The 26,841-nt window shown below is 68.9% G+C and carries 20 protein-coding genes and 2 pseudogenes; 7 read left to right on the top strand and 15 right to left on the bottom strand.

Annotated features, from left to right (window positions below; genetic code table 11):
• Positions 1–54 precede the first annotated feature (54 nt).
• From ACO0M4_RS27210 to ACO0M4_RS27160, 11 genes are all read right to left on the bottom strand, one after another.
• On the bottom strand, positions 55–783 hold the full coding sequence (locus tag ACO0M4_RS27210) for a thioesterase II family protein (protein WP_430373533.1): 729 nt from the start codon (positions 781–783) through the stop codon (positions 55–57).
• Positions 780–7,952 carry a type I polyketide synthase gene (locus ACO0M4_RS27205; protein WP_430373532.1) on the bottom strand — a complete coding sequence of 2,391 codons (7,173 nt, stop codon included), beginning with the start codon at positions 7,950–7,952 and terminating at the stop codon, positions 780–782. Before ACO0M4_RS27205 ends, ACO0M4_RS27210 begins: the two co-directional genes overlap by 4 nt.
• Entirely contained in the window at positions 7,952–9,073 is a 1,122-nt protein-coding gene (locus ACO0M4_RS27200) for a glycine amidinotransferase (protein ID WP_430373531.1), read from the bottom strand. The genes ACO0M4_RS27205 and ACO0M4_RS27200 overlap by 1 nt, the downstream gene beginning before the upstream one ends.
• A gap of 42 nt (positions 9,074–9,115) precedes the next feature.
• Positions 9,116–10,012: a hypothetical protein gene (locus ACO0M4_RS27195; RefSeq protein ID WP_430373530.1), complete on the bottom strand. Its 897-nt coding sequence runs from the start codon at positions 10,010–10,012 to the stop codon at positions 9,116–9,118.
• The gene (locus tag ACO0M4_RS27190) at positions 10,002–10,913 is read right to left on the bottom strand and encodes an ACP S-malonyltransferase (protein ID WP_430373529.1); all 912 of its coding nucleotides are present in this window, start codon (positions 10,911–10,913) and stop codon (positions 10,002–10,004) included. The genes ACO0M4_RS27195 and ACO0M4_RS27190 overlap by 11 nt, the downstream gene beginning before the upstream one ends.
• Entirely contained in the window at positions 10,910–11,668 is a 759-nt protein-coding gene (locus tag ACO0M4_RS27185) for an SDR family NAD(P)-dependent oxidoreductase (RefSeq protein WP_430373528.1), read from the bottom strand. Before ACO0M4_RS27185 ends, ACO0M4_RS27190 begins: the two co-directional genes overlap by 4 nt.
• Complete coding sequence (locus ACO0M4_RS27180) at positions 11,661–12,290, bottom strand: GNAT family N-acetyltransferase (RefSeq protein WP_430373527.1); 630 nt, start codon at positions 12,288–12,290, stop codon at positions 11,661–11,663. The genes ACO0M4_RS27185 and ACO0M4_RS27180 overlap by 8 nt, the downstream gene beginning before the upstream one ends.
• An 8-nt stretch (positions 12,291–12,298) precedes the next feature.
• Positions 12,299–12,538 (bottom strand): hypothetical protein, encoded by a 240-nt coding sequence (locus ACO0M4_RS27175; RefSeq protein WP_430373526.1) that lies wholly within the window; start codon positions 12,536–12,538, stop codon positions 12,299–12,301.
• Positions 12,535–13,551 carry a 3-oxoacyl-ACP synthase III family protein gene (locus ACO0M4_RS27170; RefSeq protein WP_430373525.1) on the bottom strand — a complete coding sequence of 339 codons (1,017 nt, stop codon included), beginning with the start codon at positions 13,549–13,551 and terminating at the stop codon, positions 12,535–12,537. The genes ACO0M4_RS27175 and ACO0M4_RS27170 overlap by 4 nt, the downstream gene beginning before the upstream one ends.
• Before the next feature lie 279 nt (positions 13,552–13,830).
• On the bottom strand, positions 13,831–14,451 hold the full coding sequence (locus ACO0M4_RS27165) for a GNAT family N-acetyltransferase (RefSeq protein WP_430373524.1): 621 nt from the start codon (positions 14,449–14,451) through the stop codon (positions 13,831–13,833).
• A gap of 203 nt (positions 14,452–14,654) precedes the next feature.
• The gene (locus tag ACO0M4_RS27160) at positions 14,655–15,659 is read right to left on the bottom strand and encodes a ParB/RepB/Spo0J family partition protein (RefSeq protein ID WP_430373523.1); all 1,005 of its coding nucleotides are present in this window, start codon (positions 15,657–15,659) and stop codon (positions 14,655–14,657) included.
• Positions 15,660–16,191: 532 nt separating this feature from the next.
• Here ACO0M4_RS27160 and ACO0M4_RS27155 point away from each other — a divergent pair.
• The 5 genes from ACO0M4_RS27155 (at position 16,192) to ACO0M4_RS27135 (ending at position 21,141) form a co-directional block, all read left to right on the top strand.
• Positions 16,192–17,211: a beta-ketoacyl-ACP synthase III gene (locus ACO0M4_RS27155; RefSeq protein ID WP_430373522.1), complete on the top strand. Its 1,020-nt coding sequence runs from the start codon at positions 16,192–16,194 to the stop codon at positions 17,209–17,211.
• Between the two features lie 97 nt (positions 17,212–17,308).
• Positions 17,309–17,551: an acyl carrier protein gene (locus ACO0M4_RS27150; protein WP_430373521.1), complete on the top strand. Its 243-nt coding sequence runs from the start codon at positions 17,309–17,311 to the stop codon at positions 17,549–17,551.
• The gene (locus ACO0M4_RS27145; protein ID WP_430373520.1) at positions 17,548–18,765 is read left to right on the top strand and encodes a beta-ketoacyl-[acyl-carrier-protein] synthase family protein; all 1,218 of its coding nucleotides are present in this window, start codon (positions 17,548–17,550) and stop codon (positions 18,763–18,765) included. Before ACO0M4_RS27150 ends, ACO0M4_RS27145 begins: the two co-directional genes overlap by 4 nt.
• A 40-nt stretch (positions 18,766–18,805) precedes the next feature.
• Positions 18,806–20,677, top strand: a complete 1,872-nt coding sequence (locus tag ACO0M4_RS27140; protein ID WP_430373519.1) for an acyl-CoA dehydrogenase — start codon at positions 18,806–18,808, stop codon at positions 20,675–20,677.
• A gap of 2 nt (positions 20,678–20,679) precedes the next feature.
• Positions 20,680–21,141 carry an acyl-CoA thioesterase gene (locus ACO0M4_RS27135; protein ID WP_430373518.1) on the top strand — a complete coding sequence of 154 codons (462 nt, stop codon included), beginning with the start codon at positions 20,680–20,682 and terminating at the stop codon, positions 21,139–21,141.
• A gap of 641 nt (positions 21,142–21,782) precedes the next feature.
• Here ACO0M4_RS27135 and ACO0M4_RS27130 read toward each other — a convergent pair.
• The 4 genes and pseudogenes from ACO0M4_RS27130 to ACO0M4_RS27115 all read right to left on the bottom strand — a co-directional run.
• Positions 21,783–21,959: pseudogene (locus tag ACO0M4_RS27130) on the bottom strand (IS5/IS1182 family transposase); the annotation flags it as partial.
• Between the two features lie 110 nt (positions 21,960–22,069).
• Positions 22,070–24,175, bottom strand: a complete 2,106-nt coding sequence (locus ACO0M4_RS27125) for a protein kinase domain-containing protein (protein WP_430373517.1) — start codon at positions 24,173–24,175, stop codon at positions 22,070–22,072.
• A gap of 462 nt (positions 24,176–24,637) precedes the next feature.
• Positions 24,638–24,799 carry a hypothetical protein gene (locus ACO0M4_RS27120; protein WP_430373516.1) on the bottom strand — a complete coding sequence of 54 codons (162 nt, stop codon included), beginning with the start codon at positions 24,797–24,799 and terminating at the stop codon, positions 24,638–24,640.
• Positions 24,760–25,263, bottom strand: a complete 504-nt coding sequence (locus ACO0M4_RS27115; RefSeq protein ID WP_430373515.1) for a relaxase domain-containing protein — start codon at positions 25,261–25,263, stop codon at positions 24,760–24,762. The genes ACO0M4_RS27120 and ACO0M4_RS27115 overlap by 40 nt, the downstream gene beginning before the upstream one ends.
• A 36-nt stretch (positions 25,264–25,299) precedes the next feature.
• Here ACO0M4_RS27115 and ACO0M4_RS27110 point away from each other — a divergent pair, with 36 nt between their 5' ends.
• Together ACO0M4_RS27110 and ACO0M4_RS27105 are read left to right on the top strand one after the other, a co-directional pair.
• Complete coding sequence (locus tag ACO0M4_RS27110; protein WP_430373514.1) at positions 25,300–25,428, top strand: hypothetical protein; 129 nt, start codon at positions 25,300–25,302, stop codon at positions 25,426–25,428.
• Positions 25,429–25,539: 111 nt separating this feature from the next.
• Positions 25,540–26,382, top strand: a pseudogene (locus tag ACO0M4_RS27105) (IS5 family transposase).
• The last annotated feature ends 459 nt before the right edge of the window (positions 26,383–26,841 follow it).

Here is a 26,841-nt window from a genome sequence, read left to right as displayed (position 1 = left end):
TTGGGGTATGCCTACCGGTCGGTAAAGAAACGTTCAACTCGGCCTCACGGTACGCTATATGGCGGGTTCGGCATGAGGAGATGGCCGAATATCGGATGCGAGGCCGAAAACCGACTGCCGGAGCAGGCCGATGTCCTCGGAGACCAGGAAATGACCACCGCAGAGGACCCGCACCTCGACGTCGCCTCCGAGCTCCGACCACCTGCGCGCGGCCTCGACGGGGACCAGCGGGTCGCGATCACCGACGAAGACCCGGACGGGCACGGCCAACGGGCCACCTTGCGGCTCGAAGCGGAAATCGGCACACCTGCGGGCATCCTCCCGCAGTCGGCCCAGGTAGGGCACGACCCATTCGGGACGCTCCACAACCCAATCGGGGATACTGCCGATTCTGTGCAGATATCGCACGAGGGCTTGATCGTCTTCATAGCCGTCGGTGAAATTCCGCCACGGGACGTGCGGCGCCCCGAAACTTGCCACGGCCAGGGCTTTCGGCGTCGCGTCGCCGCATTCGCCGAAATGCCGGGTGAGCAGATAGGCGAGAAGGCCGCCCATGCTCTTCCCGAAGAGGACGAAATCCTCGTCGCCGACCTCCTTCCGGACCAGATCCGCAAGGGCGGGCACCAGCGCGCCGATACTGCCGGGCCGTGTTCTCCCGCCCTCCGCCCGGTCCCCCGGGAGGGAGAGCGGGACGACGTCGATTCCGGGCGGTGCGTACGACTGCCACGGACGGAACACCGAGGCGCTTCCCCCGGCATGGTGCAGGCACACCAGCTTCGTCATCGCACGTCGCCCCCGTCTCCGATGAGTTCCCCCACGTGGTCCGCCAGCGCCTCGACGGTGGGGTGGTCGTACACCGCCGACTGCCCCAGTCGGCACTCCAGGGTGCGCTGCAGGTTCCGCCTGAGTTCGATGGCCGTCAACGAGTCCAGTCCCCGGGCGAAGACGTCCAGGTCGTCCGCCGCCTGCCGCGCCGTCTCACCGAGCACCCGGCCCATCTGCTCCCGGACGTGGGACAGCAGCAGTTCCCTGCGCCGCTCGCGGGACACCCCGGCCAGCGTCACCCGGAGACCGCCGGGCTCCGCCGGCCGCTGCCCGGCACCGGGCATGGCGGACAGAAAACCGTGCAGTACGGGGGCGTTCCGGTCCGCGAAACGCGACCAGTCCGCGGGAAGCACAGCGACGGTTCCGTCGTCGGGCCGCGTCGTCAGCAGCGCCCGCAACGCGGCGAGTCCCTCCGCGACCGGGATGACTCCTTCCCCCCGGGCCTCCAGCTTCGCGTTGACCCCGGCCCGTGCACTCATCCCCGTGTCCGCCCACGAGCCCCATTGGACTGCCAGAGCGGTCAGTCCGAGTCCGCGGCGGAATGCGGCGAGCCCGTCGAGAAAGGCGTTGGCCGCCGCATAGGTCGCCTGCCCCGGTGTGCCCAACAGCCCCGATACCGAGGAGAACAGAACGAAGAAGTCCAACTGCTCGTCGAGGGTGAGGGCATGGAGGTTCCACGCTCCGCGTGCCTTGGGGGCCATGACGCGGGAGAACCGTTCCGGCGACTGCAGCAGCAGCACGCCGTCGTCGAGTACCCCGGCCAGGTGCAGCACGCCCGCCAGCGGCGGTTGCTGCGGGCCGCCGGACGGTGGCGCCAGGGCCCGGGCGAGCTGGTCCCGGTCGGCGACATCCGCCGTGACCACGCGGACGGCGCAGCCCTCGGCCCGCAGCGCCTCGATCTCCCGCAGGGCCGTCCCGCCCGGCGGGGTGCGGCCCAGGAGAACGAGGTGTCGGGCTCCGGCCTCGCTCAGCATCCGGGCCGCGGCCAGGCCCAGCCCGCCGAGACCGCCGGTGATCAGATAGGTGGCGTCGGGGCGGAGCCTGACACCGTTCTCCGGCCGCGGCGGGGCCGTGCCGGGGGTGAGTGACTCGACATGCCTGAGGTGGCCGTCGTAGCCGATGCGGTAATGCTCGGACTGCTCCCTCGACGCACAAGCCTGGGCGAGTTCGGCGTACAGGAGGGCGGCCTGGGCATCGGCGGGGGTTGCGGGGTCGAGGTCCACCAAAAGGGGGCGCACCTCGGAGTGCTCGGCCGCCGCCACCCGGCCCAGTCCCCACGCTGCCGCCCCGGCGGGCGCGGTGACGCTCCGACCGCCCACGGGCCGGGCGCCGCGGGTGACCAGGCACAGCCGCGGTGTGCCCTCCGTCTGGGCGGCCAGTCGCTGGATGAGCCGGAGCAGCCGGGCTCCCTCGGACAGGGCGTCCGCCGCGGCGTCCTCGTCCTCCGACGCCGTGGCGGACGGGCACCAGACCACCTGGTCGTACTTCTCGGTCTCGGTCCCCTCCGCCGCTTCACGGGAAACGACGTCGCAGTCCACGCCGTGGAGGCGGGCGAAGTCACCGAGAGCAGCGCCCAGCCGGCCGTCCGACACGACCAGCCATCGGCCGGCGGCCGGCGCCGGGGTCGGCAGGCCGGTGGGCGACCAGCGGGTCTCGTACAGCCAGTCCCGCCAGCGTTCGCGGGCCTCCGGAATCATCGCCTGGCGAGCCGCGCGCTTGAGCAGCACTCCTTCCAGTGCGAGGAGGAGCGTCCCGTCCGGGGCCCACAGGTCTATGTCGGCGCGGAGGGTCTCGGGGTCCTCCCGGTCGGTGGGCCGGATGCGGGCGTGGCACCAAGCCTCGTCGCCTGCGGCGTGGCCCTCGATCCGGATGCGGTCCACACCGAGCGGCACATAGGTCCGCCGGCCCAGCTTCTCCGGGTAGGTGACGGTCAGCGCGAGGAAGCATGCCTCCAGCAGCACCGGGTGCACCCGGTGTCGGCCCGTCTCCGCGCGCATGGCGGGACCGAGGGCGATGTGGGACAGCGCCTCGGAGTCGCGGTGCCAGAGCCCTTCGGTCACGTGGAAGAGCGGGCCGAGGTCGATGTCCCGTTCCCTTTCCCGCTGGTAGATCTCCTCGGGAGACAGCGGATGGTCCGCGAACGCCTTCCGCAGCGTGTCGAGGGTGCCGGGCGGCGGGAGGGGCGCGGGGTCGTCCGCGCCCACAGGCAGGAGCTGCCCCGAGGCATGCAGCGTCCAGTCGGGCCGCGGCAGTCCGGCGTCGGAGTCGGTCGGCAGGCGACTGGAGTGGACCTCGAAGGAGTACCCGCCGTCCCCGTCCGGCGCCAGGGCGACCTGCATGCGGCGTTGGGATGTGTCGTCCGGGAACACCAGGGCCCGGTGGATGTGGAAGTCGCGCACCCGGGCGGGGGCGGGCCCGAAGGCTTCGAGGGCCGCGGCGCAGGCGAGTTCCTGGTAGGCGACGCCGGGCATGACGACGGACCCGAACACGCGGTGGTCCCGCAGCCAGGACAGGGTGGGCACCCCGACCGTGGAGGTGAACCGCACACCACCACCGGCGAGATCGAGCGGAGAACCGAGGAAGGTCCCGGTGTCCGGCGACGCGTCCCCCGCGGGCGGTGGAGCGTCGATCCAGTACCGCTCGCGCTGCCAAGGGTACGTGGGCAGGGCGACGCGTCGTAGGTCCCGGTCGCCGAAGACCGCGTCCCACTCGGGGTCGAGACCCGCCTCGTACAGCGCACCGAGGGCGCCGAGCAGATGGTCGTGGCCGCCGTCGGCCCGCATGCTGGGGACGAGCGCGGCCTCGCCGTCGTCGAAGAGGTCTTCGACGAGTTGGAGCAGCGTCGGTCTGGGAGAGACCTCCAGCAGCTTGCGGGCACCGATGGACCGCAGGGTCGTCGCCGCGTCGTGGAAGCGCACCGGCCGGGTGATCTGGTCGACCCAGTAGCGCCAGTCGGCGATCTCGTTGCCGATCCGCTCGCCGGTGACGGTGGAGACGATCTCGATGGACGGCTCGTGGTATCGCACGGACCGGGCGACGGTCTCGAACTCCGCCAGCATCGGCTGCATCAGCGGTGAGTGCGACGCGATGGAGATGTCCAGCCTGCGGTGCCTCACCCCGCGCTCGGCCAGTGCGGCACAGGTGGCGGCGATCTCGTCCTCGCGACCGGAAATTACCGTGGACTGGGGACCGTTGACCACGGCGACGGAGCTGTGGGAACCCAGCAGCCCGGCCACCATGGCCTCGTCCGCGGCGACGGCGACCATGGCGCCGGACTCCGGCAGGGCCTGCATCAGCCGCCCGCGGGCGTGGACGAGGGTCAAGGCGTCCTCCAGGGAGAGGACACCGGCGAGGCAGGCCGCGGCGTACTCGCCGTGGCTGTGCCCGAGCAGAATCTCGGGCCGCACTCCCCAGGAGAGCCACAGCTGCGCCAGCGCGTACTCGAAGGCGAACAGCGCGGGCTGGGCGTAGCGCGTCTCGCTGATCGGGGAGGACTCGTCCTCCGACGCGAACATGACGGACAGCAGGGGGTGTTCGAGGCGGTCCCGGAGCAGTGCGTCACACCGGTCCAGGGCAGCCCGGAACACCGGCTCCCGGTCGTACAGCTCGCGCCCCATCCCCGCGTACTGGGGGCCTTGACCAGGGAAGAGGAAAGCGAGGCGGCCCGGCGGGATGGTCACCCCGCCGGGCGCCTCCCTCAACCGTGCTGCGGCGTCGGCGGGGGATCCGGCGACCACGGCACGGCGGTAGGGGAAGTGTCGACGGCCGGTGGCCGCAGTGAAGCAGGCATCCGCGAGGGAGAAGTCCGCGGGGGCTGCGTCCAGATGGTCGGCGTATCGGTGGGACAGCTCCGCGAGCGCGGATGCGCCGCGGGCGCTCACCACGAGCAGCCGCGCATCCAGCCGAGGGGCGGGGTGGGACGGGCCGGCCTCGGTATCCGGTGCCTGCTGGACGACAACGTGCGCGTTGGTGCCGCCCACACCGAGCGAGGTGACGCCGGCGGTGCGCGGGGCACCACCGGTATCCCACGCGGTGGTCTCGGTGCTCACCTGGAATCGCGAACGGGCGAAACCGATCTCGGGGTTGGGCGCGCGGTAGTGCAGGCTGGGCACGAGGATGCCGTGCTGGACACACAGGGCGGCCTTGATGAGACCGGCCACACCGGCGGCCTCATCAAGGTGCCCGATGTTGGTCTTGACCGAACCGACGGAGGTGGCCGGGCCCCCCGTGCCCTCGCCGAAAACGCGGGTTAGGGCCGCCACTTCAATGGGGTCGCCCAGCGCCGTACCGGTGCCATGGGCCTCGACGTAGCCCACCTCCGAGGGCTCGACGCCGCCGCGCGAGAGCGCGGTGCGGACCACGTCGGCCTGCCCGTCGATGCTCGGGGCGGTGAAGCTGATCTTCTCGCTGCCATCGTTGTTGACGGCGGACCCCTTGATGACGGCGATCACCCGGTCGCCGTCGGCCCGGGCCCGGGCCAGCCGTTTGAGAGCGACGATGCCGCAGCCGTTGCCGAAGAGCGTGCCGGTGGCGTCGGCGTCGAAGGCCCGGGTGTGGCCGTCGGCGGACATGATCATGCCCTCTTCGTGGAGGTAACCGGCCTCCTGGGGCACGACCACATGCACGCCTCCGGCCAGCGCCATGTCGCTGTCGCCGTCGAGCAGGCTGCGGCAAGCCAGGTGAACCGCGACCAGGGAGGTCGAACAGGCCGACTGCACACCCACACTCGGGCCGCGCAGGTTCAGGGCGTACGACACCCGGGTGGCGAGGTAGTTGCCGTCGTTGCCGAGCTTCAGCTGGAACTGCTCCAGATCGGATTCGGTGAGGGCCTTGCCCCGCCCGTAGCCGAAATGCGGCGCGAGGTTGTTGAGGAGGTAGGTGCTCATCCCGGCGCCCGCGAAGACGCCGACCCGGCCCACCGCCGCGCCGCCCGGCGAGTAGCCGGAGGACTCCATCGCCTCCCAGGAGCATTCCAGGAAAAGGCGCTGCTGCGGGTCGAGGAGTTCCGCCTCCTTGCGGCTCAGTTGGAAGAACTCGGCGTCGAACCCCTCGATACCGGTCAGGACCGCGCCGGCGGAGACGAAGTCCGGATGTGCGGCGATACCGCGGTCGCGCTGTCCGGTGGCACCGCGGGGCAGCGGGCCGACGGATTCGATTCCGTGGCGGAGGTTGTGCCAGAACGTCTCCACGTCCGGCGCACCGGGGAAGCGGCCCGCCATGCCGATGATGGCGATGTCCTCCGTACGGTCCTCGGTGTGCTCCGCCATCCGGGCCCCGTGGCCGTGTCGCCGGGTGCCGTCGCGCGAGCCGGCCGCGCCGGACCGGTCGAGATGGGCGGCGTGCGCCCGGATCGTCGGATACTGGAGCAGGTCCACCATCGGTACGTCGTGCCCCAGCCTGCGGACCAGTTCGTGCCGCACCTGGACCAGCAGCAGGGAGGTGCCGCCGAGGTCGAAGAACCGGTCGTCGACGGAAATCTCCGCCAGCCGCAGCGCCGTTTGCCACACTTCTGCCAAGACCTGCTCGGTGGTGTTCTGGGGGGTGACGACCTTCTCCGCGGAGAGCCGTTCGAAGGTCTCGGGCGGGTGCAGTCGGGCCCGGTCGGTCTTGCCGCTCGCGGTCAGCGGCAACTCGGGCAGCAGACGGTACGCCTCGGGCAGCATCGGCCGCGGAAGCTTCGGCGCGAGGAAGGCGTCCAGCAAACGGGGGGCTGCGCCGTCGTTCAGCGACGGCGTGGGGACCACGTGGGCGACGAGGCGGGTGTGGCCGTCGATCTCGTGCGCGAGCACGGCCACGTCGCGGACGCCGGGGTGCTCCAGCAGGAGGGCCTCGATCTCGCCTGCCTCGACCCGTACGCCGTGCGCCTTGATCTGGGTGTCGATCCTGCCACGCAGCTCGATCACGCCGTTCTGCCCGAGGCGGGCCAGGTCACCGGTCCGGTAGAGCCTGCCTTCTCCGGAGGGGGCGGTCATGAAGCTGCGTGCCGTGAGGTCGGGCCGGCCGACATAGCCGGGGGACAATCCGGCTCCCAGGATGCAGAGTTCGCCCTCCTCGCCCACCGGCACCTCGGCGAGGTCCGCGTCGAGAATCCGGACCTGGACGCCGTCGATCGGGAGCCCGACGGGGACGACGGCGGGCCAGGCGGTCGGGTCGCCGTCCAGCGTGTGGGCGGTGGCGTCCTGGAACTCCGTTGCGCCGTAGTGGTTGTGCAGCCGCGCGCCGGTGCGGCGGAAAAGGTCCCGGATGTGCGGCGTCGTGCGCAGCTGCTGGCCGGTCGTGACGACCTCGCGCAGCGGGGGAAGCCCGCCGCTCTCCTCGGCGGCGGCCTGGGCCACCTGGTCGAGCAGCGGCACCGGGAGGAACAGCCGCGCCACCCGCTGCCGGCTCAGGTGGGCGAGGAGGGCGAACGGGTTCCGCCGCACCTCGTCGTCCGCGAACACCAGGGTGCCGCCGAAGCCCAGAGTGGAGAAGATCTCGTGGAACGAGAAGTCGAAACTGAGGGAGCACACCTGGGCGGTGCGCAGGCGGCAGCTGCCCGGCCGGGCCCGGTCGTGCCAGGTCAGCAGGTTCACCAGCGCACCGTGCGTCATCAGGGCGCCCTTGGGGGCCCCGGTGGAGCCGGAGGTGAAGAGGGCGTAGGCGATGTCCTCGCCGGTGAGCTCCGCGGTGTCCGGTGCGCCGGGCGTCGCCCGGCGGGCGCGCGGAGCAGGGCCGAGAGGCCGGCAGTCCTCGTCGACCGGGAGCGCCGGTACGCGGAGACCACCGGGCAGCGATCCGTCGCCGGTGACCACCAGGGAGACGCCGGCCGTGCCGGTCACGTGCCGGACCCGTTCCACGGGGTCGGCGAGGTCGATCGGTACGTACGCGGCTCCAGCCCGCAGGACGCCCAGCATGGCCGCCACGGCCTGGGGCGACCGCGCCAGGCGAATGCCGACGAAGTCACCCCGCCCGACACCCGCACGGCCCAGGGCGTCGGCCATCCGCAGCGTCATGGCGTCCAGCTCGCGGTAGGTCACCTGCCGGGTGCCGTGCACCATCGCGGTGGTGTCGCCCTCCGGGCCGTCGGCGTGCCGCCGGACCAACTCGTGGACGGTGGCCGGTGGAAGCGCAGGGGCATGGTTCGGCATCAGGCGACCGCGCGGTACGAGAGGGCGGGGAAGTAGTCCTCGCGGGTGCTGTCCCTGCGGATGTCCCAGGTGGCGCAGTGCAGGGAACCCCCGTATTCGAAGACGTCGCGGAACGGCACGGTGAGCACCTCGAAGCCGAGCGAGTACAGCAGGTCCTGGAGCGGCTTCTCCTGCTCCTCGCAGATCACCTTCTCCGGGGAGACGCTGAGAACGTTCATGGAGAGCCACTTGGAGGACTGGCAGTACGGCGGCATGTCGTCGTTGGTGAGCACCGGTTGCGGCGCGTCGACCAGTCTCCAGCCGTTGTCGGTGAACATCTGCCGCTCGGTCTCACGGATGGGCCGCTCGGGGTTGGTCAGGACGAGCCCCGGGCGCAGGGGGACGAAGGTGCAGTCGATGTGGGACGGGAAGTAGTCGAGCGGGAAGTGCACGGGGTGTACCCGGAAGCCCCTGGGCTCCAGCGTCCGCTTGAGCCAGCGGATGCCGGCGCGGTTGGTGGTCATGGACTCCTGGACGAGGATGTCCCGTCCGAACCGGCTCATGTCGGCGGCGTCGAAGACGACTTCGTCCTGGGTGACGCAGAACTCGGAGTCGTGCATACGGGCGTGACGCTCCTCAAGGGGCCACTCCCAGAAGTCCTGCCGGTACATGGCATCGGCCATGGTGGGCTTGGGCGCCACGGTCCAGGTGACCCGCGGGTCCGCGTCCCAGTACTCGTACACCAGCTTCCGGTAGGGCTCGTACTCGAAATAGCGGGCCCTGCGGGACATCGTGGCTTCGAGGATCTCGTTCCCAAGAGTGATCATCACGTCCCGGGGGCACACCGCGCAGTACTGGTTCTCGACCTCGAAGGCGGGGGTCCGCAACGGCTGGGAGAAGTCGTGCGGCGCCGGGCGCCGTACCGTCACGCCCTGCGCGGTGAGCAGGGCCGCCAGGCCCGCCAACTGCTCGTTGGCGCGGTCCACGGCCTCGGCGGGCTTAGGCCCGGTCGGGAAGGGCGCGCCACCCGCGCCGCGGGTCTGGGGGCGGTTGCCCGGTTCCGTGGGCTCGAAGCACGCTCCCGTGGCGGAGCCGACTACGACCTCCTGCAGCGTGTCCCACTCGTTCCATGCGTTCACCACGGGTATGGCCCCGCTTCTTTCGATCACCTGCGTGTCCCTTGCTTATCCCGCGATGGTCAGGAGTTGGTGGTCGGCCCTGCCCGCCGTCAGCGCGCGAACGCGGGGGACGTAGACCGATTTCGCCGGACCGACGAGGTCGACGGCGGCAACGGAGTCGACGGCGCACAGCCCGTCGACGAGCCGCGGCAGACTCGCCGTGTCGAACCACTGCTCGGTGAGCATCCGCCGGTACGCCTCGGGGGTGTCGTCCACCTGCTTGCCGGTGAGCGGTGAGACGACGGCGGACGTGGCCGGGTGGAACTCGGCACCGGCGAGGAGCTCCGCGAACGCGTCCTGCTCCGGGAGCGCCCATGGGCAGTGCTCGGCCCGGTCGATGCGGTCGAGTACGGCCGTACCGAAGGAGCCGAGGCGGCGTGTGAGGGCTTCGGCGTCGCTGCCGCGGAAGCTGAGAGCGATCAGCCCGCCGCCGAGGTCGACCGAGAGCCACGGCGCGTCGTCCGCCGTCGCCATCACCTCCAGGAGCCGTTCCGCGTCGCCCTCGGACGACGGCAGCAGGGCGAGGGTGATGCCGTTGGGGTGGGCTTCCTTCGCCGCGATCTGGGTTTCGTTGATGTCCCGGATCAGCCGGAAGCAGGTCTCCTCGGTGATCACTCCGGCGGCGAGCAGGCTGGTTATGCAGCCGGCACTCATGCCTCCGAAGGCGGTCCACCGGGGCTCTTCGTCCGCGATGCGGCGCAGCAGTGCCACGGCGAGCAGTGCCTCGTGCACGGTCGAGGACAGCCGCGTGTGGCCGTCCGTCACATCGAGGCTCCCCGGGTCGAACCCGCAGATCTCAACAGCCAGGTCGAGCAGCGCGTCTCGGGTGTCCAGGACCGCGGTCAGCTCGCCGCGTGTGAGCGGCACCAGGCCCGGGAAGATGAGCGCGCGGTCACTCGGCACGGGCGACACCGCCCGTCTCCGGTTCGATGGCGCACTCCGGGTCCAGCTGCATCGACTTCACGATGAAGGCCGAGGGTTCGAGGACGATGTGGGTGTCCAGCCGCAGGCTCTCGACGTAGCGCAGGATTCCGCGCCAGTCGAGGATGGTGGTGTACTGCTCGACCGCCAGCCGCCAGACCGCGTTAGCGCTCGTGTAGGGGCGAGCGTCGTGGCTGACCAGGGGGATGTCGAGGTTGCGGTGCGGGTCGTTGAAGCGCCACTCGTCGGCGAAGGTCTTGCGGACCCCTTCCATCAGGTCGCAGTGACCGGGGTAGCTGTGCGGAATGGCCTTGTACAGGGCGCCCGCCTTCATCAGGGCCGGCTTCATGGCGTCCAGGTCCGAGGTGCGGCAGGCCGCCAGGAACTGGTTGCTGGAGACGTAGCCCGACATGTGCAGCAGATGGTCGACGCCGAGGGCGCGCAGTTCCCGGAAGACCACCTCGTGGTCGCCGTTGTAGAAGAAAACGCTGACGTAGTCGGTGCCCTCGAACACCTCGGTCTCGACGGCGGCCATGGTGTACGACATGCGCACCATGTCCTCCAGCGACACCCACCCGACGGCGGCCGCGGCGCTGATGAAGCCGAGGCTCATCCCCGTCACGCACACCGGCTGCACGTCACGTCGGCGGAGGTCCTGCTGGTAGCCGGCGACACCCATGAGGTTGATCAGCGGGCGGCGGAACCGGCCGTCGTTCAGCTGGTCTTCGTCGCCGTTGCGCAGCACGTCCCGGAAGTCCATCGACAGGGTGTCGCTGGCCAGGTCGAGCATGAGCTGCATGGGCTTGGACTCCAGGCACCGCTGCCGGATGTCGGCGTCGAGGTGGACCTGCGAAGGGAAGATGTAGATGCCGGTGGCAGTCACAGCGAGGCCCCCTCGTCGACCACGACGACCTCACCGTTCATGGCGGCAAAGTCCCGGCCGGTGATCCGGCGGATGACCGCGGCCACCTTCTCCGGCGGCATCAGCCGCTCCTCGAAGTCGGGGCCCATGACCTCGGCCACCACCTCGCGCGGCACGGTGTTCAGCAGTCTGGTGTCGCGGATCGGGCCGGGCGAGACCGTGTTGAAGCGCACGCCGAGCCGTCCCCACTCGCGGGCGAAACCGCGCGTCATCATCTCGATGGCCGCTTTGCTCGTGATGTAGCCGATCGCGCCCGTGATGTAGCGCCGGGTGAGGATCGAGGAGACGTTCACCACGCTGCCGCCGCCCGTGGCGGCGAGGGTCTGCGCGCTGATCGAGTTGATCTGGTACGTGCCGAACACGTTGGCGTCGATGACGGACTTGAAGGCCGCGGCGTTGGAGACGGTGGCTACGGCGGCCTCGTTGGTGACAGCGCAGTTCACCACGACATCACAGGGGGTGGCTTCGAGGAGCAGCTCACGGATACGCGCGCCGCCGATGTCCGTCGTGGGCAGGGACAGCTGCCGTATCTCCGCGGTACCGCCGGCCTCCTGGACGGCAGCGGCCGCCTTCTCAGCCTCGTCCTGCCGTCCGTGGTAGGTGATGAAGACCTTCTGCGCCAGGGGGGCGAACTGCTGCGCCACCTCCTGGCCGAGGCCGCTCGTACCGCCGATGACCAGGACGTTGCGGTACTCCGTCGTCTGTTCTTCACTCATGGTTCTTCCCCTCGGGAGTTCCGGGATCGACTGCTGCGCGCCGCATCAGGCCGTCGGCGAGGGCCCGTACGCGGTCCTTGTCGACGCGCCGTCCCACACGAGGCTGGTAGTGCGGGTAGGGACGGCGGTACTCCTCGCGGGTCAGGGAGGACTTCACCGCTGGGAGCGTGCCGTCGGGCGTCTGGAAGTAGTCTTCGCAGACCGCCTCCAGGGACAGTCCGTCGGTCACCGCCAGGTTGAGGGTGGCGTCGTTGTGGAGTCCGGTGGTGAATTCGACGCGGCGGCAGTTCAGCACCTCGAAGAGGTAGTCGACGAGGAGCATCGCCGCCTCGATGCCGATACCCGTGCGCCACAGCCGCTCGTCCCCCGTGGCGCCGCCGACCTCGTAGACACCCTCGCCGAGCCGCCAGAAGTGCGCGACCCCAACGAGGGTTCCCTGGCGGTCGGTGATCAGGGCCGCCCGTCGGTCGTCGCCTTCCAGCGCCTGGTAACGGGAGCGGCGTACCAGGTGGCTCGTTGTGCCCCGCAACAGGGTTTCGCACTCGGTACCGCTCAGCCACTTCGTCACTGTCTCCAGTGAGTCGGCGGAGAACGGGACCAGTTCGCACAGGAGCCCCTTCACCGGTGCACCTAGGCGGCCAGCTGGTCGTGGACGCTGCGCAGCGAGCTCACATCCTCGACCTTGAGGTCGTAGACCTTGTCGCCGAAGGCCGGCAGGAGGGCGGAGGCGAACCTGAGGGTGTCCATCGACTCCAGGCCGTAGAGGCTGTCGCGGCCGAAGACCACGGCGTCGTCGTCGGGGACTTCGCCACCCGTGCGCTCGCCGAAGAGACCGAGGAAGATTTCACGCAGTTGATCCATGGTTGTCATGCCTCCACTCGTAGGTCGTAGGGCAGCCGGAAGCAGAGGGAGCCCCAGAGGAATCCGGCTCCGATGGCTCCCACCGCGATGACGTCGCCGGCCGCGGCCCGGCCGTTCTGGGCGAGGCGCCACAGCGCGGTCAGCGGTGACGCGCCGCCGGTGTTGCCGAGGGTGTCCACGGTGACGGCGACCTTGGCCATGTCCACTCCGGCGGAGTCCGCGATGTGCTCGATGAGCCGCAGGTTGGCCTGGTGCAGGGCGAACCCCGCGACCTCTCCGGCTTCGACGCCGGCCGCGTCGAGCGCTGCGGCGAGCGACTTGGGGACCCGGGTGGTTGCCTCCTGCCACACCGTGGGGCCGTCCATGGTGAGGTAGGGCCCGACCACCGGATCCGCTCCGGCTTTCTGCCGGTTCAGCAGCGCGTTGGCCGCCAGGGCGACTTCCGGCGAGGGGGAGTTCCCCAGGTCGTAGCTGAGAAGGCCGTCGGAGCCGGGCGTCTTGGTGAGGACCATGGCCCCTGCCGCGTCCCCGAAGAAGATGCGCACCAGGCGGTCCGCCGGATCGGTGACGCGTGAAGGCCCCTCGGCGCACACGACAAGGGCGTTCTGAACATCCGGTTCCTGGAGCAGGCAGGACGCGCTGTAGACGGCGTAGACGACGGAGGCGCAGGCATGCTGGGTGATGTCGATGATGCGAGGGGTCTCGATGCCGAGACGGTCGGCGAGCATGACGCCGAGGGACGGCATGGTCCACTCCGGACTGCTGCAGGTGACGACCAGTACGTCGATGTCCCGCATGCTCAGGCCGGCCTGCCGGACCGCCTTCCGCGCGCTCGCCACGGCCAGGTCCGTGATGGTCTCGCCGTCGGAGAGGAAGCGTCGCTCCCGGATGCCGGTCTTCCGCTCGATCCATCCGGGTGAGGTGTTCAGCGTCTCGCAGAGCTCTTCGTTCGTGACGACCCGGTCCGGTAGGGCAATGCCGACGCTGAGCGGACTGGTCGGGGTGAGTCGCCATCTGGGCACGCGGCCTCCTCCAGTGTGGGACGGGTCAGGTACGGGACGGGCGAAGCCGGCGGGCCGACCGCTTCCGCGGGATGCGCGAGGCGATCGGCCCGCCCGCGCGTCAGCAGCCGTCGCTCGAGCCGCTGGCGGGCAGCTCGACGCCGTCGGCGACGATCTCGGTGCCCTGCAGGTCGATCACGTTGGTGAGATCCATGACTGTTCCTCCTTTCTCGGTATCGGATTTCGTGGGTCACATCGCCAGCGAAGGCGATGGGCTTCGGGTGGACGCGAGAACTGAGGTCACGCACTCCACGACGTTCCGTCGTGAGCGGCCTTCAGATCTTCCAGCGTCTTCTTACGTAGCACGGAGAGGAGTTCGGCCCGGTTTTCCGGAAGCCACTCCCCTCGCCGTGCGAATGTAGCGAGATCAGCCCGGCACATGATTCCCGGCCAAAACTCGCCGTCGATGAAGAAGCGGTCCCGGAGCACACCTTCGATGATGAATCCCGAATACTGCGTGAGATATTCGAGCAATACCTCGTTGTAGGTGGCGACGAGCAGTTCGACCCGCTTCACCTCGGCGGCCCGCAGGAGCATGGACAGGGCTGCGCGGACAGCCTCGTCGGCCGTTCCCGGCGTCCATGCCTTGTCGGAGCTGGAGGTCAGGACCAGCCGGAAGTAACCCGGAGTCTGCCCCGCAGACCAGCTGACAGCGCCGATGATCTGCGACTCTCGGCGGACGAGGACGTGGGACTTCCGCTCGTCCTCGATGATCAGCCGGCGCATCGCCACCGTGCGCCACACCGGCCCCTCCGTGGAAACGTAGGAGAAAGGGGCGGCGAGCACGCCGTCAAGCAAATTCTCCTCGTCCTCCGTGAGGACCGGAATGAATTCTATCGACGTACTTCCCTTGCCGTCCATTCTCCCCCGATTCCCCCACCGCGGGGCGTGTGATTTCCCCCGCGGTTCTGAGACGAAGTTAGAACGACGCCAATTGGGTGTCAACGGAAGTCCGGGTCAGGCTCGAACAGTCCGATCTTTGTCCCGTACTGCTTTCCCTTTCCGGAGAGCGGAGGGCAAAGCAATACCTCGGAATCCCGCAACGGGAAGAGCGGCTCGACCGGTCAGGACGCATCCTGCACCCCGCCGCGCTGCTCAAGGGCGGCGGCGAACGCCATCCACGCCTGGGTGTTGGTCCGGATCAGCTCGGCCACGGCACTGGCCCGATGCGGGGGCACGTGGTCGACGATGCGTTCCAGGCTCCCCTGCTCCACCGAACTGTGGTTGAGCAGGCGCAGCAGCTCCCGACCGGACTGATTCAACCTGATCGACGGGTCGTTACGCAGACTCTCCAGCGTCGCCTGCGGGTCCAAGCCCCTTGAAGCGGTACGGGCGGCGGCCGAGCGCCCTTTGGCGGGCCCTCCCTTCGCAGGAGGCTCCGCCGACTGCGTGCAGCTCCGCTGATGCGGCACCACGTCCTCGCCGGCGAGTAGCCGGTCCCGTACGTCCCGAACAGTTGAAGGCGCCACTCCGGCGAGTTTCGCCACCTGACGCAGCGACAGTTCGGGCTGTTCGGTGAGTACTTGGCCGGCTACGCGCCGGCCGGAGGCACTGTCCAGGGGCCGCACCCGGCCGTCGCTCCCCGTGCGAGTGTCCAAGTGTCCGTTCTGGACGGTCACCCGCTTCCGCAGGGACCCCACCGTGGTGGGAGACAGGCCCGTCACGCGCGCTATCCGCCGGTCCGACCACGCTGCATGGGTGGCGAGTATGCGGTGGGCGGCCGCGGTGCGGTCCCCGAGCGACAGAGGCAGGCCGTGTGAGGAGTTGAGTTCGACGGCAAGGACGAACGCGTCCTCGTCCGTGCCCTCGAAGAACCGCGCCTCGATCGTGTCGCGTCCGAGGCGCTGTGCCGCCTTGACGCGGTGGACACCGTCGATGACATGCAGCGTGTCGCGCTGGACGACGATCGGCGGAGACGCGGTGGCCGATTCGGCCAGCAGCCGCACATGGCCGATGTCCAGTCCCGCTCGTCGCGGTGAGTGCTCGATGTTCAGCGAGTTGATGGGGACGGTTTCGGGCGTGCGACCAACCCTGTCAAGTAGAGCCGCACGACACGAGACGTCAGCCATTGTGCTTCCCCCTGGTAACTACCGTAACGCTGGTCACAAACATTCTTTGCTACCCCACGAAAAGGTCAAGAGCGAGCAAACGGCATGAGTCAGAACGCTCCACAACGAGCCTTGATGCGTCGAAAGATGGCCGAAATATTTCGAGCCCTCTTGCGCCTCCGGATCGCCGGCAGCGTTTGCCCGCAGATTCACCTCCGACGGATGCAGCGGCCAGGGCCACAAGATGCCACCCCGGCGCCGCGCTTGAACCGCCAACCGCATGAGAGAACAGCGAGCTTGACAGCCCCATAGAGGCAAAGCACAGTGATCGACATCGCTCTCCCGGCAGTGGCCCGAGGGCGAACCACGAGTGGGCCTGGCACAAGACACCCTCTTTTGTCGTGTGCACACAAAGAGCGCCGAATCACTTCGCTCACCACCGACCTCATAGGGGATATGGTCCCCCGCTTCCCTCCTCACGAGAGTTGGCTCGTGGGAGGAATTGCGCACACGTCGCAGTGAAAAATGCCGACTTCACCGGGAGGGTACGGCGATGGCAGCAGTGCTCATGGGCCTCGGGGGGTACCTCCCGCCGAAGGTGGTCTCCAACGAGGACCTCTCCGCGACGCTGGACACCACCGACGAATGGATCAGCACCAGAACTGGCATCAGGCAGAGACACACCGTCATCGACGGTCTTGCGACCGGAGACCTGGCAGTCGAGGCCGGGGCCAAGGCACTCAAGTCCGCCGGGCACTCGGTCATCGACGCGGTCGTGGTGGCCACCACCTCGCCGGACCGGCTCTGCCCGGCGGTGGCACCCGAGGTGGCCGAGCGGCTCGGCCTGGGAACGGTGGCCGCCTTCGATCTGACCTCGGCGTGCAGCGGGTTCGTCTACGGACTCGCCACCGCTGCGGGACTGATCGCCTCCGAAGCGGCCGACACGGTGCTGTTCATCGGCGCGGAGGCGTTCACCACCCTGGTGAACCCGGCTGACCGGACCACGTCACCGATCTTCGGCGACGGAGCCGGGGCCGTCGTCCTACGGCGGGGCGAGCCGGAGGAACCGGGCGCTCTCGGCCCCTTCGACCTGGGAAGCGACGGATCCCGGGCCGACCTGCTGGCAATTCCGGCGGGGGGCTCGCGGCAGAGGTCCGCGAACGGCGGGCCGGGCCACGACGCGGTGCCCACCGAGGACTGGTACCTGCGGATGATGGGCCGCCCCCTCTACCAGCAGGCCGTCGAGCGCATGACCAGGTCGGCGGACACAGCACTCAAGAAAGCCGGCTGGACCGTGGACGACGTGGACTGGTTCGTCGGCCATCAGGCCAACGTACGTATCGTGCGGGCCGTGGCCGAGGAGCTTGCGATGCCCGAAGAGCGGACGGCGGTCAACATCGACCGCGTGGGCAACACGCTCGCCGCTTCCATCCCGCTCCTGCTCAACGACCTTGCGGCCGACGGCGCCCTGAGGCCCGGCGCCAGGGTCCTGCTCTCCGCCTTCGGCGCCGGGCTCTCGTGGGGCTCGACGGTATTGGAGTGGCCAGACCTTTCCGTCGAAAGCGTCCACTGAGCGCCGGCACAGCTTCCCACCCGCCCGCGCGCATCATCGGCGTCCGCCGATACCAGTCAGTCCTTCACCGCCCACCACACAGATCATGGGAGAAGAAATGAGCAGAATGCACGACTCCGTCTCCGAGGTCATGGCCAACCGCTTCGGCATGGACCGGAACATCGTCGTCGCCGAGGCGACCTTCGACGACCTGGGCCTCGACTCGCTCTCCCAGATCGAGCTGGCCACCGCTCTGACCAAGCAGCTCGGAGTGGAGGTCAGCGACGAGGAGATGGCGGAGCTCTCGACGGTCGGAGAGATCGTGGCCTTGCTGGAGAGCAAGGACGCCAACGCCCGATGAGCGGCTTCGCGGCACTCGTCACGGGAGTAGGGCTCATCACCTCTGCCGGAACGGGGGTGGAGCCGAACTGGGAGAAGGTGCTCGCGGGCGAGCCCACGGCCGCCTCTCTGCCGGAACTGGACGGCCTTCCCGTCACGATTGCCTGTCGCGTACCCGATTTCTCGCCGCAGGACCTGGGGCACGGCTCCTGGCAGTGGGACCGCTTCACCCAGTTCGCCGTCGTGGCCGCACGCGAAGCGCTGGAGCACGCGGGGCTGGTCCCGGGCGACTGGGCGGAAAGCTCCCGAGTCGCTGTGATCATCGGTTCCGGGGCCGGCGGCACGGCCACCCTGGAGGCCCAGCACCGGGTCCTATTGGAAGAAGGCCCCGGCGCGGTGTCCCCGCTGACCCTACCGATGGGCCTCGTCAACATGGCGGCCGGCCAGGTGGCCATCGACATCTCGGCGAACGGCCCCTGTCTTGCCCCGTGTACCGCCTGTGCAGCCGGCGCGAGCGCCCTCGGCATCGGCCGAGAACTCCTGCGGCAGGGCGTCGCGGACGTCGTCGTCGCGGGCGGAGCCGAGGCCCCCATCACCCCGCTGTATGTCTCCTCCTTCGCCCGCATGCGTGCGCTGTCCAGGCACTCCGACGACCCGGCAACCGCATCCCGGCCTTTCGATGCGGGCCGGGACGGGTTCGTGCTGGGCGAGGGCGCCGGGATCCTGGTGCTGGAGACCGAGGAACACGCGGCCGCTCGCGGTGCTCGTCCGCTGGCCCGGCTGACCGGCTACGGAGCCTCGTCGGACGCGCACCACGTCACCTCACCGCACCCGGAGGGGCAGGGTGCCGAGCTGGCGATGCGGGCGGCGCTCGACGACGCCGGCCTGACCGGCCAGGACGTGGATTACGTCAACGCCCATGGGACTTCGACCCCGCTCAATGACGTGACCGAGGCCGCGGTCATCAGCCGGCTGCTCGGAAACGAGGTGGCGGTGAGCTCCACGAAGGGGGTGACCGGCCACCCGCTGGGCGCCGCGGGCGCGATCGAGGCGGCCTATTGCGCGCTCGCCCTCCGCGACGGGCTGATCCCGCCGACGGCCGGGCTGTCCGAACCAGACCCTCGGGTCCAGGTCGATCTCGTCCGCGGCGCTGCCCGCCCCGGCCCCGTCCGCGCGGCCATGAGCAACTCATTCGGATTCGGCGGCCAGAACGCCACGCTCGTCTTCACGCTCTGACCCGCGCCAACGACCGATGCCAGACGTGACGGAGGTATTGATGGGGAACCCACAGGCCGCGCCCCCTTATGGCGATGACGACTTCCTCACCCCCAGTCTTTCCGACCTCCTCTTCGACGGGGAGTACGAGGAGACCCATCGCGACATCCGGGCGACTCTCTTTGATCCGGTGTTCGACCCTCACGAGGGCCTGGCCCCGAGAGAGTCCGGGAAGCTGACGTACGAACGCTCCAGAGCCCTGCACGGACAACTGGAGCGTCCGCTGAGCATGCTGCGTCGGCCGCGCCGACTGTTCGCCCTGGCGGAGTGGTCGGCCCTTCTGGACCCCGCGATCTTCTCGCTGCTCCTCGTCCACCACAACCTCTGCCTCGGTACGATCCTCGACCACGGCGCAGAACGGGACGACATCAAGCACCACGTCGAGGAACTCGACCGGCTCGATTCCTTCGGCCCCTACATGGCCACCGAGTTCGGGTACGGGAACAACGTCGCCGCGCTCCGCACCGAAGCGGTCTACGACGCGGAAACACAGACATTCGTCCTCAACACCCCGGACTCCAGTGCACAGAAGTTCATGTCCTCCACCGGGTTTGAGGACATTCCCAAACTCGCAGTGGTGCTGGCCCGGCTCAAGGCCGACGGAAAGAATCACGGGGTCTACCCGTTCCTGGTGCGGATCAGCGACGGCAAGCAGCTGTGCGAGGGCGTGCGCGTCGCTCCCTGTCCCGAACAGCCGGTCCAAGGGCTGGACCACGCATTGACCTGGTTCGACCATGTCACCGTTCCGCGGCTCAACCTCCTCCACGGCGAGATGGGGGGATTCTCGCCCGACGGTGCGTTCCAGCCCGGCGGTGGAAACATGCGCCGGCGCTTTCTCCGTACGATGAGCCGCATCCAGCCGGGCCGCCTGTGCGTGGCGAGCGCCGCGGTCGGAGCCGGAAAAGCGAGCATCTACACGGCCTTGCGTTACGCGGAGAGCAGACTGACCAACGGCCCCGGCCGCAACGACGTGCCCGTGCTGGAATACCGGAGCCACCAGCGGGACCTTTTCGCCGCACTGGCCAAGGTCTATGCGATGAATCTCCTCCTGAACCACGCCAAGCGGGAGTTCGTGGCCCACTCCGGCACGGTGTCGGACGAGCTGAACCACCTGATCTCCCTCACGAAGGCCCTCGCCACATCGGAGATGAACGACGTCGCCGGGATCTGCCGCGAACGCTGCGGAGCACAAGGCATATTCCGCGTCAACCGGATCACCGACTACGGCTCGCTGCTCCAAGGACTCGTCACAGCCGAGGGCGACAACCAGGTACTGCTGGCGACGACGGCAGGCCAGCTGATCGCCCGGGCCGACCCGGATCGGCATCCGGAACCACCTGACCCGCACGCAGAGAACGGCGCCGCGGATCCGCACGTCCATGTGCAGCTGCTGCGCTACCGGGAGGAATTCCTGCGCCGGGCGGCGCGAGCGGCCATGGCGGAATCGCAGAGCACGTACTTCGACGCCTGGAACGGCGTCGTGAACACCGCCCTGGACATGGCACGGGCGCGGGGAGTCCGTATCGCCCTGGAGCAACTCTGCACGGCGGTACCTCGCCTGGCCGACGAGCAGGACCGGGCGGCCCTGCGCCTGCTGGCGTCACTGTACGGACTCGTCGAGATCCAGCGGGACGCGGGCTGGTATCTGGCCAAGAGCCTCCTACTCCCTGAGCAGGTCGAAGAAATACCCGCCACTGTGGACCGACTCTGCGAGTTGCTCCGGCCGCACGCGCGACGCCTGACCGACGCGTTCCGGCTCTCGCCGGAACTGCTCCGCGCCCCGATCGCCTTCGAGGACTACGAAGTCGCCTTCCAGCGACAGGTCGGCGCGTCCGCCCCCGACGCGGCCCGTCCACGCACTCCCGGGAAGTGACGATGACACGGCACACCTACCCCTGCCCGGTCCGCTGGTCGGACATGGACGCCTACGGAGTCGTCAACAACGTCTCGCTGCTGCGCTATCTGGAAGAAGCCCGGCTCGACTTCATCTCCCTCATGGCACCGACGCGGGGTGACGCCTTCTTCCGAGGCGGTTCGGTAGTCGTTGCCCATCGGATCCGCTATCGGAAGCGGCTGGTGCACCGGCGCGAACCGGTCGACATCGAAACGTGGGTGTCCGAGCTCCAGTCGGCCACTGTCACCGTCGCCTACCTGATCAAGGACGACGAGAGCGTCTACGCCAGCGCCTCCACGACCATGGCACCGTTCGACTACGCGGAGGGCCGTCCTCGTCGGATCAGCGACGCCGAGCACGCTTTCCTCGAAAAGTACCTCGAACCGACCCACAACTCCGCGGGTACAGACATCGGCTGCTGCCACGGTTCCGTCGGCCGCTGACTCCCATGAGTGGTTCTTGCAGCCGGGGTAGGGGCACAGCGCGAAGCGGGACTGCTGAGCGAGCTGGCCCGCCAGGCCGTGGCACGGACCGGTGTGGACGTCGAACTGCGGGTGCGCTGCGATGCGGAGGTGGCGACCGACCCCCGCCGGGTCGAGCGCATCCTGGCCAACCTGCTTAGAGGTCACGCGGATAGGGCGGGTGGGGCCAAGCGGCAGACGGGACAGGCACAGCTTCGGTGATCACAGAGTTGCGACGCTCTGTGACTGCCCGATCCCGTGGATACGGCGGTTCCCGCGGTCGCGAGCGGACTCCACGCTCGCGTCACTTAGCGAGGGATGCCAGGCCGTGCTACTCCGGGGCGCTCGGGTGGGAGTGGCGGTGACAGGCGGCGGGAGGGGAAGACCGACAGGCGGCTGCGCGAGCACATCGGCCCCGAACAACGCGCCCGACGCCTCGCGCAAGTCAACCTCGCCGCCGGAGAACTTGGCCCCGTGGAAGGAGCCGCCGCCGAAGGCAAGGCGCGTCCTGGGGCTGTTCGATCAACGACCAATCCTGGACGTGCCGATGACTATGGTAGCGGCCGTGCAAATGGGCGACCGGCTGTCGGCCGACACCTGAACGTCCGTACGCCGGGCATCGGTCATAGTCGGCATCGAGGACGTGTATCCCAGCCGTGGGTGGTCCAGGCTCGGCGGATCAGGCTGCGGACGGTGATGATCGCGTCGGTGAGGTCGAAGAAGGCTTCGATGACGGTGACCCGCCGTTCGAAGCAGCGTGCGAGCCGGTGGAAGGAGTTCTGCCAGGCGTGGGTGCGCTCTGGAATCCCTGCACACGTCAGAAGGACGCCCCGCACAGGGCCGCCCGGCATCATCCCGCAGGGCTGTTTCCCCGGCGTGCTGGTGCCGCCCGTCGATGTCGTGCTCGTGCTCAGGTCGGCGCCGTCCCCGTGGCCGCGTCGAGGGCCACGACACGGCCATTGACGGAGGCGTACACGAATCCGTAGGCGGCCGCCATGTCGCTGCCCAGCTTCTCCAGAATCCCGGTGGACCAGCGCTGGGAGCCGTCACCGGTGTCGACGGCGTAGACGGTACCGTCCTTGTCCTCGGTGCTGGCGACGAAGAGCAGGTCACCCGCCAGTGCGAGCTGCGTGGGCGACAGCTGACTGGAGTTCACCTTGTGGCCCCACTTCCTCTTCCCCGTCGACGAGTCGAGCGCGTGGACTATGCCGTTTCCCACATCGTCGCCGCCGGTGACGTAGAGCATGTCGCCCGCGGCGCGGAGGCTCTGCCCGTTGAACTTGAGCCACCACTTCCTGGTGCCCTCGGCGGCGTGGAGCGCGTGGAGGTTCGTGACATCGTCGAGGACGTACACGAGTCCGCCGGACACGACGGGTGGCTGGTTGAGGCGTGCTCCGTAGTCGAGAGGGAAGGCCCACTTCCTGGCGCCGCTGGCCGCGTCCAGCGCGTACAGGGCTTTGCCGCCGCTGACGTACACGGTGCCGTCGGCCACCGCCAGACCGCCGGAGTCCTTGTCCCCCAGCGGATGGCTCCACAGCTTCCGCCCGTTGTCCGCATGCACGGCGTACACATGGCCGTCCGCCGTGATGTAGACGATTCCGTCGGTCACGACCGGTCTGTGGCCGGAGTCGGCGAAGGAGCAGAACCACTTCTTCCTCCCGTCCGCGTCCAGTGCGCACAGGCCATACGTGGTGCCGATCTGGCCGGACGCGTACACCGCCCCGTCGGCGGCCATGAGGGGGTACCTGAACCTGTACTCCCGGGAGAAGTCGGAGGGGCCTTTCCAGCGCTTGTGTCCGGTGCGCGCGTCCAGGGCGACGATGGTCTCCTCGGTGGAGACGTACAGGGCGCCGTCGGCCACGGCGAACGGAGGCGGATTACCGTCATAGTGCGGGCCCTCGACTGCGTATTCCCACGGGTCCACCTTTTTTTTGGGCTTCGGTGGGGTGTGGTCGCCGGTCTTCAGGGCGATCCCGATGCCGCCGGCCACCACAGCGGCCCCGCCCAGGCCGAGCCACAGGACGCTGCGCCGCCCGAGAGTCCTGGGCGCCCCGGAAGCCGGGGTCCCGCCGGACCCCGGGGAGACGGGCGGTGCGAACGGGGTGCCCGTCTGGGTCGGCAGCTGGTGTGCCGCGTGCGGCCCCGGCGACGGCGCGGACTCGACCTGAGTGGGAATCGGAACGGGAACGGCCGCTCCTGTCCGTTCCACCTGCTCCAGCGCGGCCTGCGCTTGCGCGGCCGTGGCACGTTGCGCCGGATCCTTCGTCAGCAGGGCCGCAAGAACCGGCCCCAGGCCCCCTGCACGCAGGGCAGGGCGCGGGTCCTCGGTGATCACGGCGAGTACCAGTGCGGTGAAGGTCTCGGCACTGAAGGGGGGTTGACCCTCGACGGCGCTGTAGAGCGTGGCGCCCAACGCCCACAGGTCGGTGGCGGCTGAGGGAGTCTTGCCCGCCAACTGCTCGGGCGCCATGTAGGCCGGTGTGCCGATGATCGTGCCTGTGTGGGTGAGCGCCGTGGTCGAGTCCGCCATGTGCGCGATGCCGAAATCGGTGATGATGACCCGGTCGTCCATCCGCAGGACGTTGTCCGGTTTGAGGTCGCGATGGACGATGCCGGAGGCGTGGGCGCGGTTCAATGCCTGCAGCATCTTCGTGCCGATCTCGGCGACTGTGCGGACCGGCAGCCCTCCGCTCTGCGCGATCGACGAGGCCAGGGAGATGCCGGTCACGTATTCCATGACGATCACGGGCGCGCCCTGGTGTTCGACCACGTCGTGCACCGTGATGATCCCGGGATGGTTGAGCCGTGCTGCGGCGCGCGCCTCCCGTGTCACACGCTGGAGCAGGACGTCTCGCTGCTCGGCGGTGATGCCCTGCGGGAACATCACTTCCTTGATAGCGACGTCCCGCCCGAGCGTCTCGTCCCGACCCCGCCAGACGCGGCCCATGCCGCCCTGACCTATCAGCTCGATCCGTCGGTACCGGCCGCCGATCAATTCCCCGTTCGCTTCTGTCACGTCGAACACCTTAGTGCTGCACGGTAGTTGCCAGGCAGGGCTTGCAGGCCAGGGCGCCTGCTGGGGGACCGTGTCAGTTGCTCCTCATAGCGGCGGCGATTCCGGACAGCAAGGCGACGTTCCAGTTCTTCCGTCCGATCCGCAGCACTGGCCTGTTCTAGAGGTCACAAATGAGACATCCGGCGCCTTCCGGTCGGATGACCGAGGTCTCAGACCAGGGGTAGTAACGGGCGGAGGTCCGCAGCCCTGATGGCTCCGCGCTCATCGGGGAGAGCGGCACGGGCCTGCCGTCTCGTAGACGTGCGACGGTCTTTGCCACGAGTCAATCCGCCAGCACGAACGAGAACCAGTGAGAACCTGACTGCTTCAACGCGACAAGATGCCAGCGTTTGTCTCACATGGGTGTCCTATGGGCCGGACACGGGCCACCGGCAATGAGAAAGGGACATCTGTATTACGAACCTACATTGCCCCACTGGCCGTCCGGGCGCCGCACTTTGACCGACACCAACGCGTGCTCGTGCAGCAGGGGCTGGCCGACCGTGATTCGTAGTGGGTGAACGCGGCGGCGGCCAGGCCGTCCTTCACCAGAGCGCGGTGAAGGCCATCGCTCCCCCATCGCACCGTGGCTGCAAATTCCTCCAACCATTCCACTCCCGGGCGATTTGCTGGCACAGCTCCAGCACGCGTCGGGTGTCGTCGTCACCCAGGGCCCACGCGATCTGTGCGGTCGGCGGCGCGCGGAACACCAGGTCCAGCGCGAGCACCGGGGATTCAATGTGCTCGACCGGCCGCCCCAAGACGGTCGCCCGCCTCGCGGCCTGCGGGCTCAGCCCCGCCGCCCGGAGCTCGCCTTCGATGCGGTCGGCGTCCGGATGCCGACCTTTCCCCAGCAGCAGTTCGGTCTGCCGCTCGGTCACGACGCCGTCCGCCACGAGTCCGAATGCGGGCAGGCTCCGGCCCTTCCAGCACCCGGCCGGGACATCGGCCTCCATCTGAGCGGCGTGCAGCGGCTTCGCCGCCGGACGGCAACCGTCACCGACCATGACCCCGCGGAAGTAGTAACGCCAGCCCGAGGTGGCGCCCACCCTACGGCCCGTATTCCGGTAGCCCCGCACGTTACCGTGGCCGTTCCCACCGCCCGCTCGATCAACTCGGTCACCGGCACCAACTGGGAAGGGGTCGGCGTCGAGCCCGACCTGGCCGTCACGGCCGGGGACGCGCTGGGGCACCTGCGCACACGGATCCGCTGAGCAGTCGTACGACGCTTTGCAGATAAGCGGCGGGCAGGCTGGGGGCGGATGCGGCAGGTACAGGTGCCGTGATCATGTAGTTGCGACGCTCTGTGATCACTGGAGAAATCTGTGCCTGCGCTGCCTTCATGGCTGATCGAACCGCTGTGGGACCAATTCGCCGCCCTGCTGCCGCAGCGACCACAGTTCGAACCAGCCCACCCGCTGGGCTGCCACCGACGCCGAATCAATGACCGGATCGTGTTCGACAAGCTGCTCCAGGTCCTGCGATTCGGCTGCTCATACGAGGCAATCGCGGACTCCACCTGTTCTGCCACGACCATCCGCAACTGACGCGACGAGTGGATACGCCTGGGTCTGTTCGCGCGATTGAAGCAGATCGGGCTGGACGCCTACGACCGCGTCGTCGGTCTCGTCCTGGACCAGATCGCCATCGACGGCGCCATAACCAAGGCCCCCGGAGGCGGCGAAGCGGCCGGACGATCCCCGGTCGACCGAGGCAAGCAGGGCATGAAACGTTCGAACTTGACCGACGGCTACGGCATCCCGCTCGGCCGCGTCCTGGCCGGCGCTAATCAGCACGATTCACCCCTTCTGGCCCCAACTCTCGCTCTTCTGGAGGTTCTTGGACCGCTGCCCGACGAGATCACCGTGCACCTGGATGCCGGCTACGACTCCGCCAAGACCCGTACTGTGCTTGGCAAGCGGAGGCTGCACGGTCAGATCGCCTGCAAGGGGACCAAGGCGCCCGTCCAAGCGGCCCAGCGTTGGCACATCGAGCGCACCCATGCCTGGCAGAACGCCTTCCATCGGCTCGCCCGCTGTTACGAACGCCGGATCGCGGTCATCGAAGCCTTCTTCGACCTCGCCGATACAATCATCACCGTTCGTAGCCTGATCCGCCGGGCGTGGACCACCCACCGCTGGGATGTGCGCCCTCAACGCCGACCATGAGTGGCCGCCTATCTGCGCGGCCTCTAAGGAGTGCGAACTCGCGCTGGCCCATCCACCGCTTCGCTTCGGTGAGCGGACCAGCGGCACCCGGGGGACCGGAATCCCGTTAAACGTTGAGGCCGTCGACGCCCGGTCCCAGCTGATGGGTGTACTCGCCTCTTGGGCCGCATTGGTCGCGAGTGAGCGTGGCATCGACAGTCCGCAGCGAACACCCCAGGCGCTCGCCGACTTCCTGCGCACTCACTTGGTCTGGCTCGTCGCCCACTCCACAGCCGCGGACTTCACCCACGAGGTCACAGCGTTGGCGCGGTCGGCCAGGAGAGCCGCCCGCCCCAACCCCGTACTGCGCGTCGAACTAGGCCCGTGTGTGTACCCGGGCTGCGACAGTGTGATGTATTCACCGGTCCGCGCAGCTGATGCGAAGCTATCCAAGGACGTTCAGTGCGAGGCTGGGCATGC

Origin of the sequence: Streptomyces sp. RGM 3693 (genome assembly GCF_050471125.1) — a bacterium.
Classification (GTDB): domain Bacteria; phylum Actinomycetota; class Actinomycetes; order Streptomycetales; family Streptomycetaceae; genus Streptomyces.
The sequence above is the reverse complement of the archived record's forward strand: the minus strand, read 5'-3'. Positions and strand labels throughout refer to the sequence as shown.

Coding starts and splice junctions, on each gene's coding strand:
- ACO0M4_RS27210 (WP_430373533.1), bottom strand. CDS start 783: ATGACGAAGCTGGTGTGCCTGCACCATGCCGGGGGAAGCGCCTCGGTG.
- ACO0M4_RS27205 (WP_430373532.1), bottom strand. CDS start 7,952: ATGCCGAACCATGCCCCTGCGCTTCCACCGGCCACCGTCCACGAGTTG.
- ACO0M4_RS27185 (WP_430373528.1), bottom strand. CDS start 11,668: ATGAGTGAAGAACAGACGACGGAGTACCGCAACGTCCTGGTCATCGGC.
- ACO0M4_RS27175 (WP_430373526.1), bottom strand. CDS start 12,538: ATGACAACCATGGATCAACTGCGTGAAATCTTCCTCGGTCTCTTCGGC.
- ACO0M4_RS27165 (WP_430373524.1), bottom strand. CDS start 14,451: ATGGACGGCAAGGGAAGTACGTCGATAGAATTCATTCCGGTCCTCACG.
- ACO0M4_RS27160 (WP_430373523.1), bottom strand. CDS start 15,659: ATGGCTGACGTCTCGTGTCGTGCGGCTCTACTTGACAGGGTTGGTCGC.
- ACO0M4_RS27155 (WP_430373522.1), top strand. CDS start 16,192: ATGGCAGCAGTGCTCATGGGCCTCGGGGGGTACCTCCCGCCGAAGGTG.
- ACO0M4_RS27150 (WP_430373521.1), top strand. CDS start 17,309: ATGAGCAGAATGCACGACTCCGTCTCCGAGGTCATGGCCAACCGCTTC.
- ACO0M4_RS27145 (WP_430373520.1), top strand. CDS start 17,548: ATGAGCGGCTTCGCGGCACTCGTCACGGGAGTAGGGCTCATCACCTCT.
- ACO0M4_RS27140 (WP_430373519.1), top strand. CDS start 18,806: ATGGGGAACCCACAGGCCGCGCCCCCTTATGGCGATGACGACTTCCTC.
- ACO0M4_RS27135 (WP_430373518.1), top strand. CDS start 20,680: ATGACACGGCACACCTACCCCTGCCCGGTCCGCTGGTCGGACATGGAC.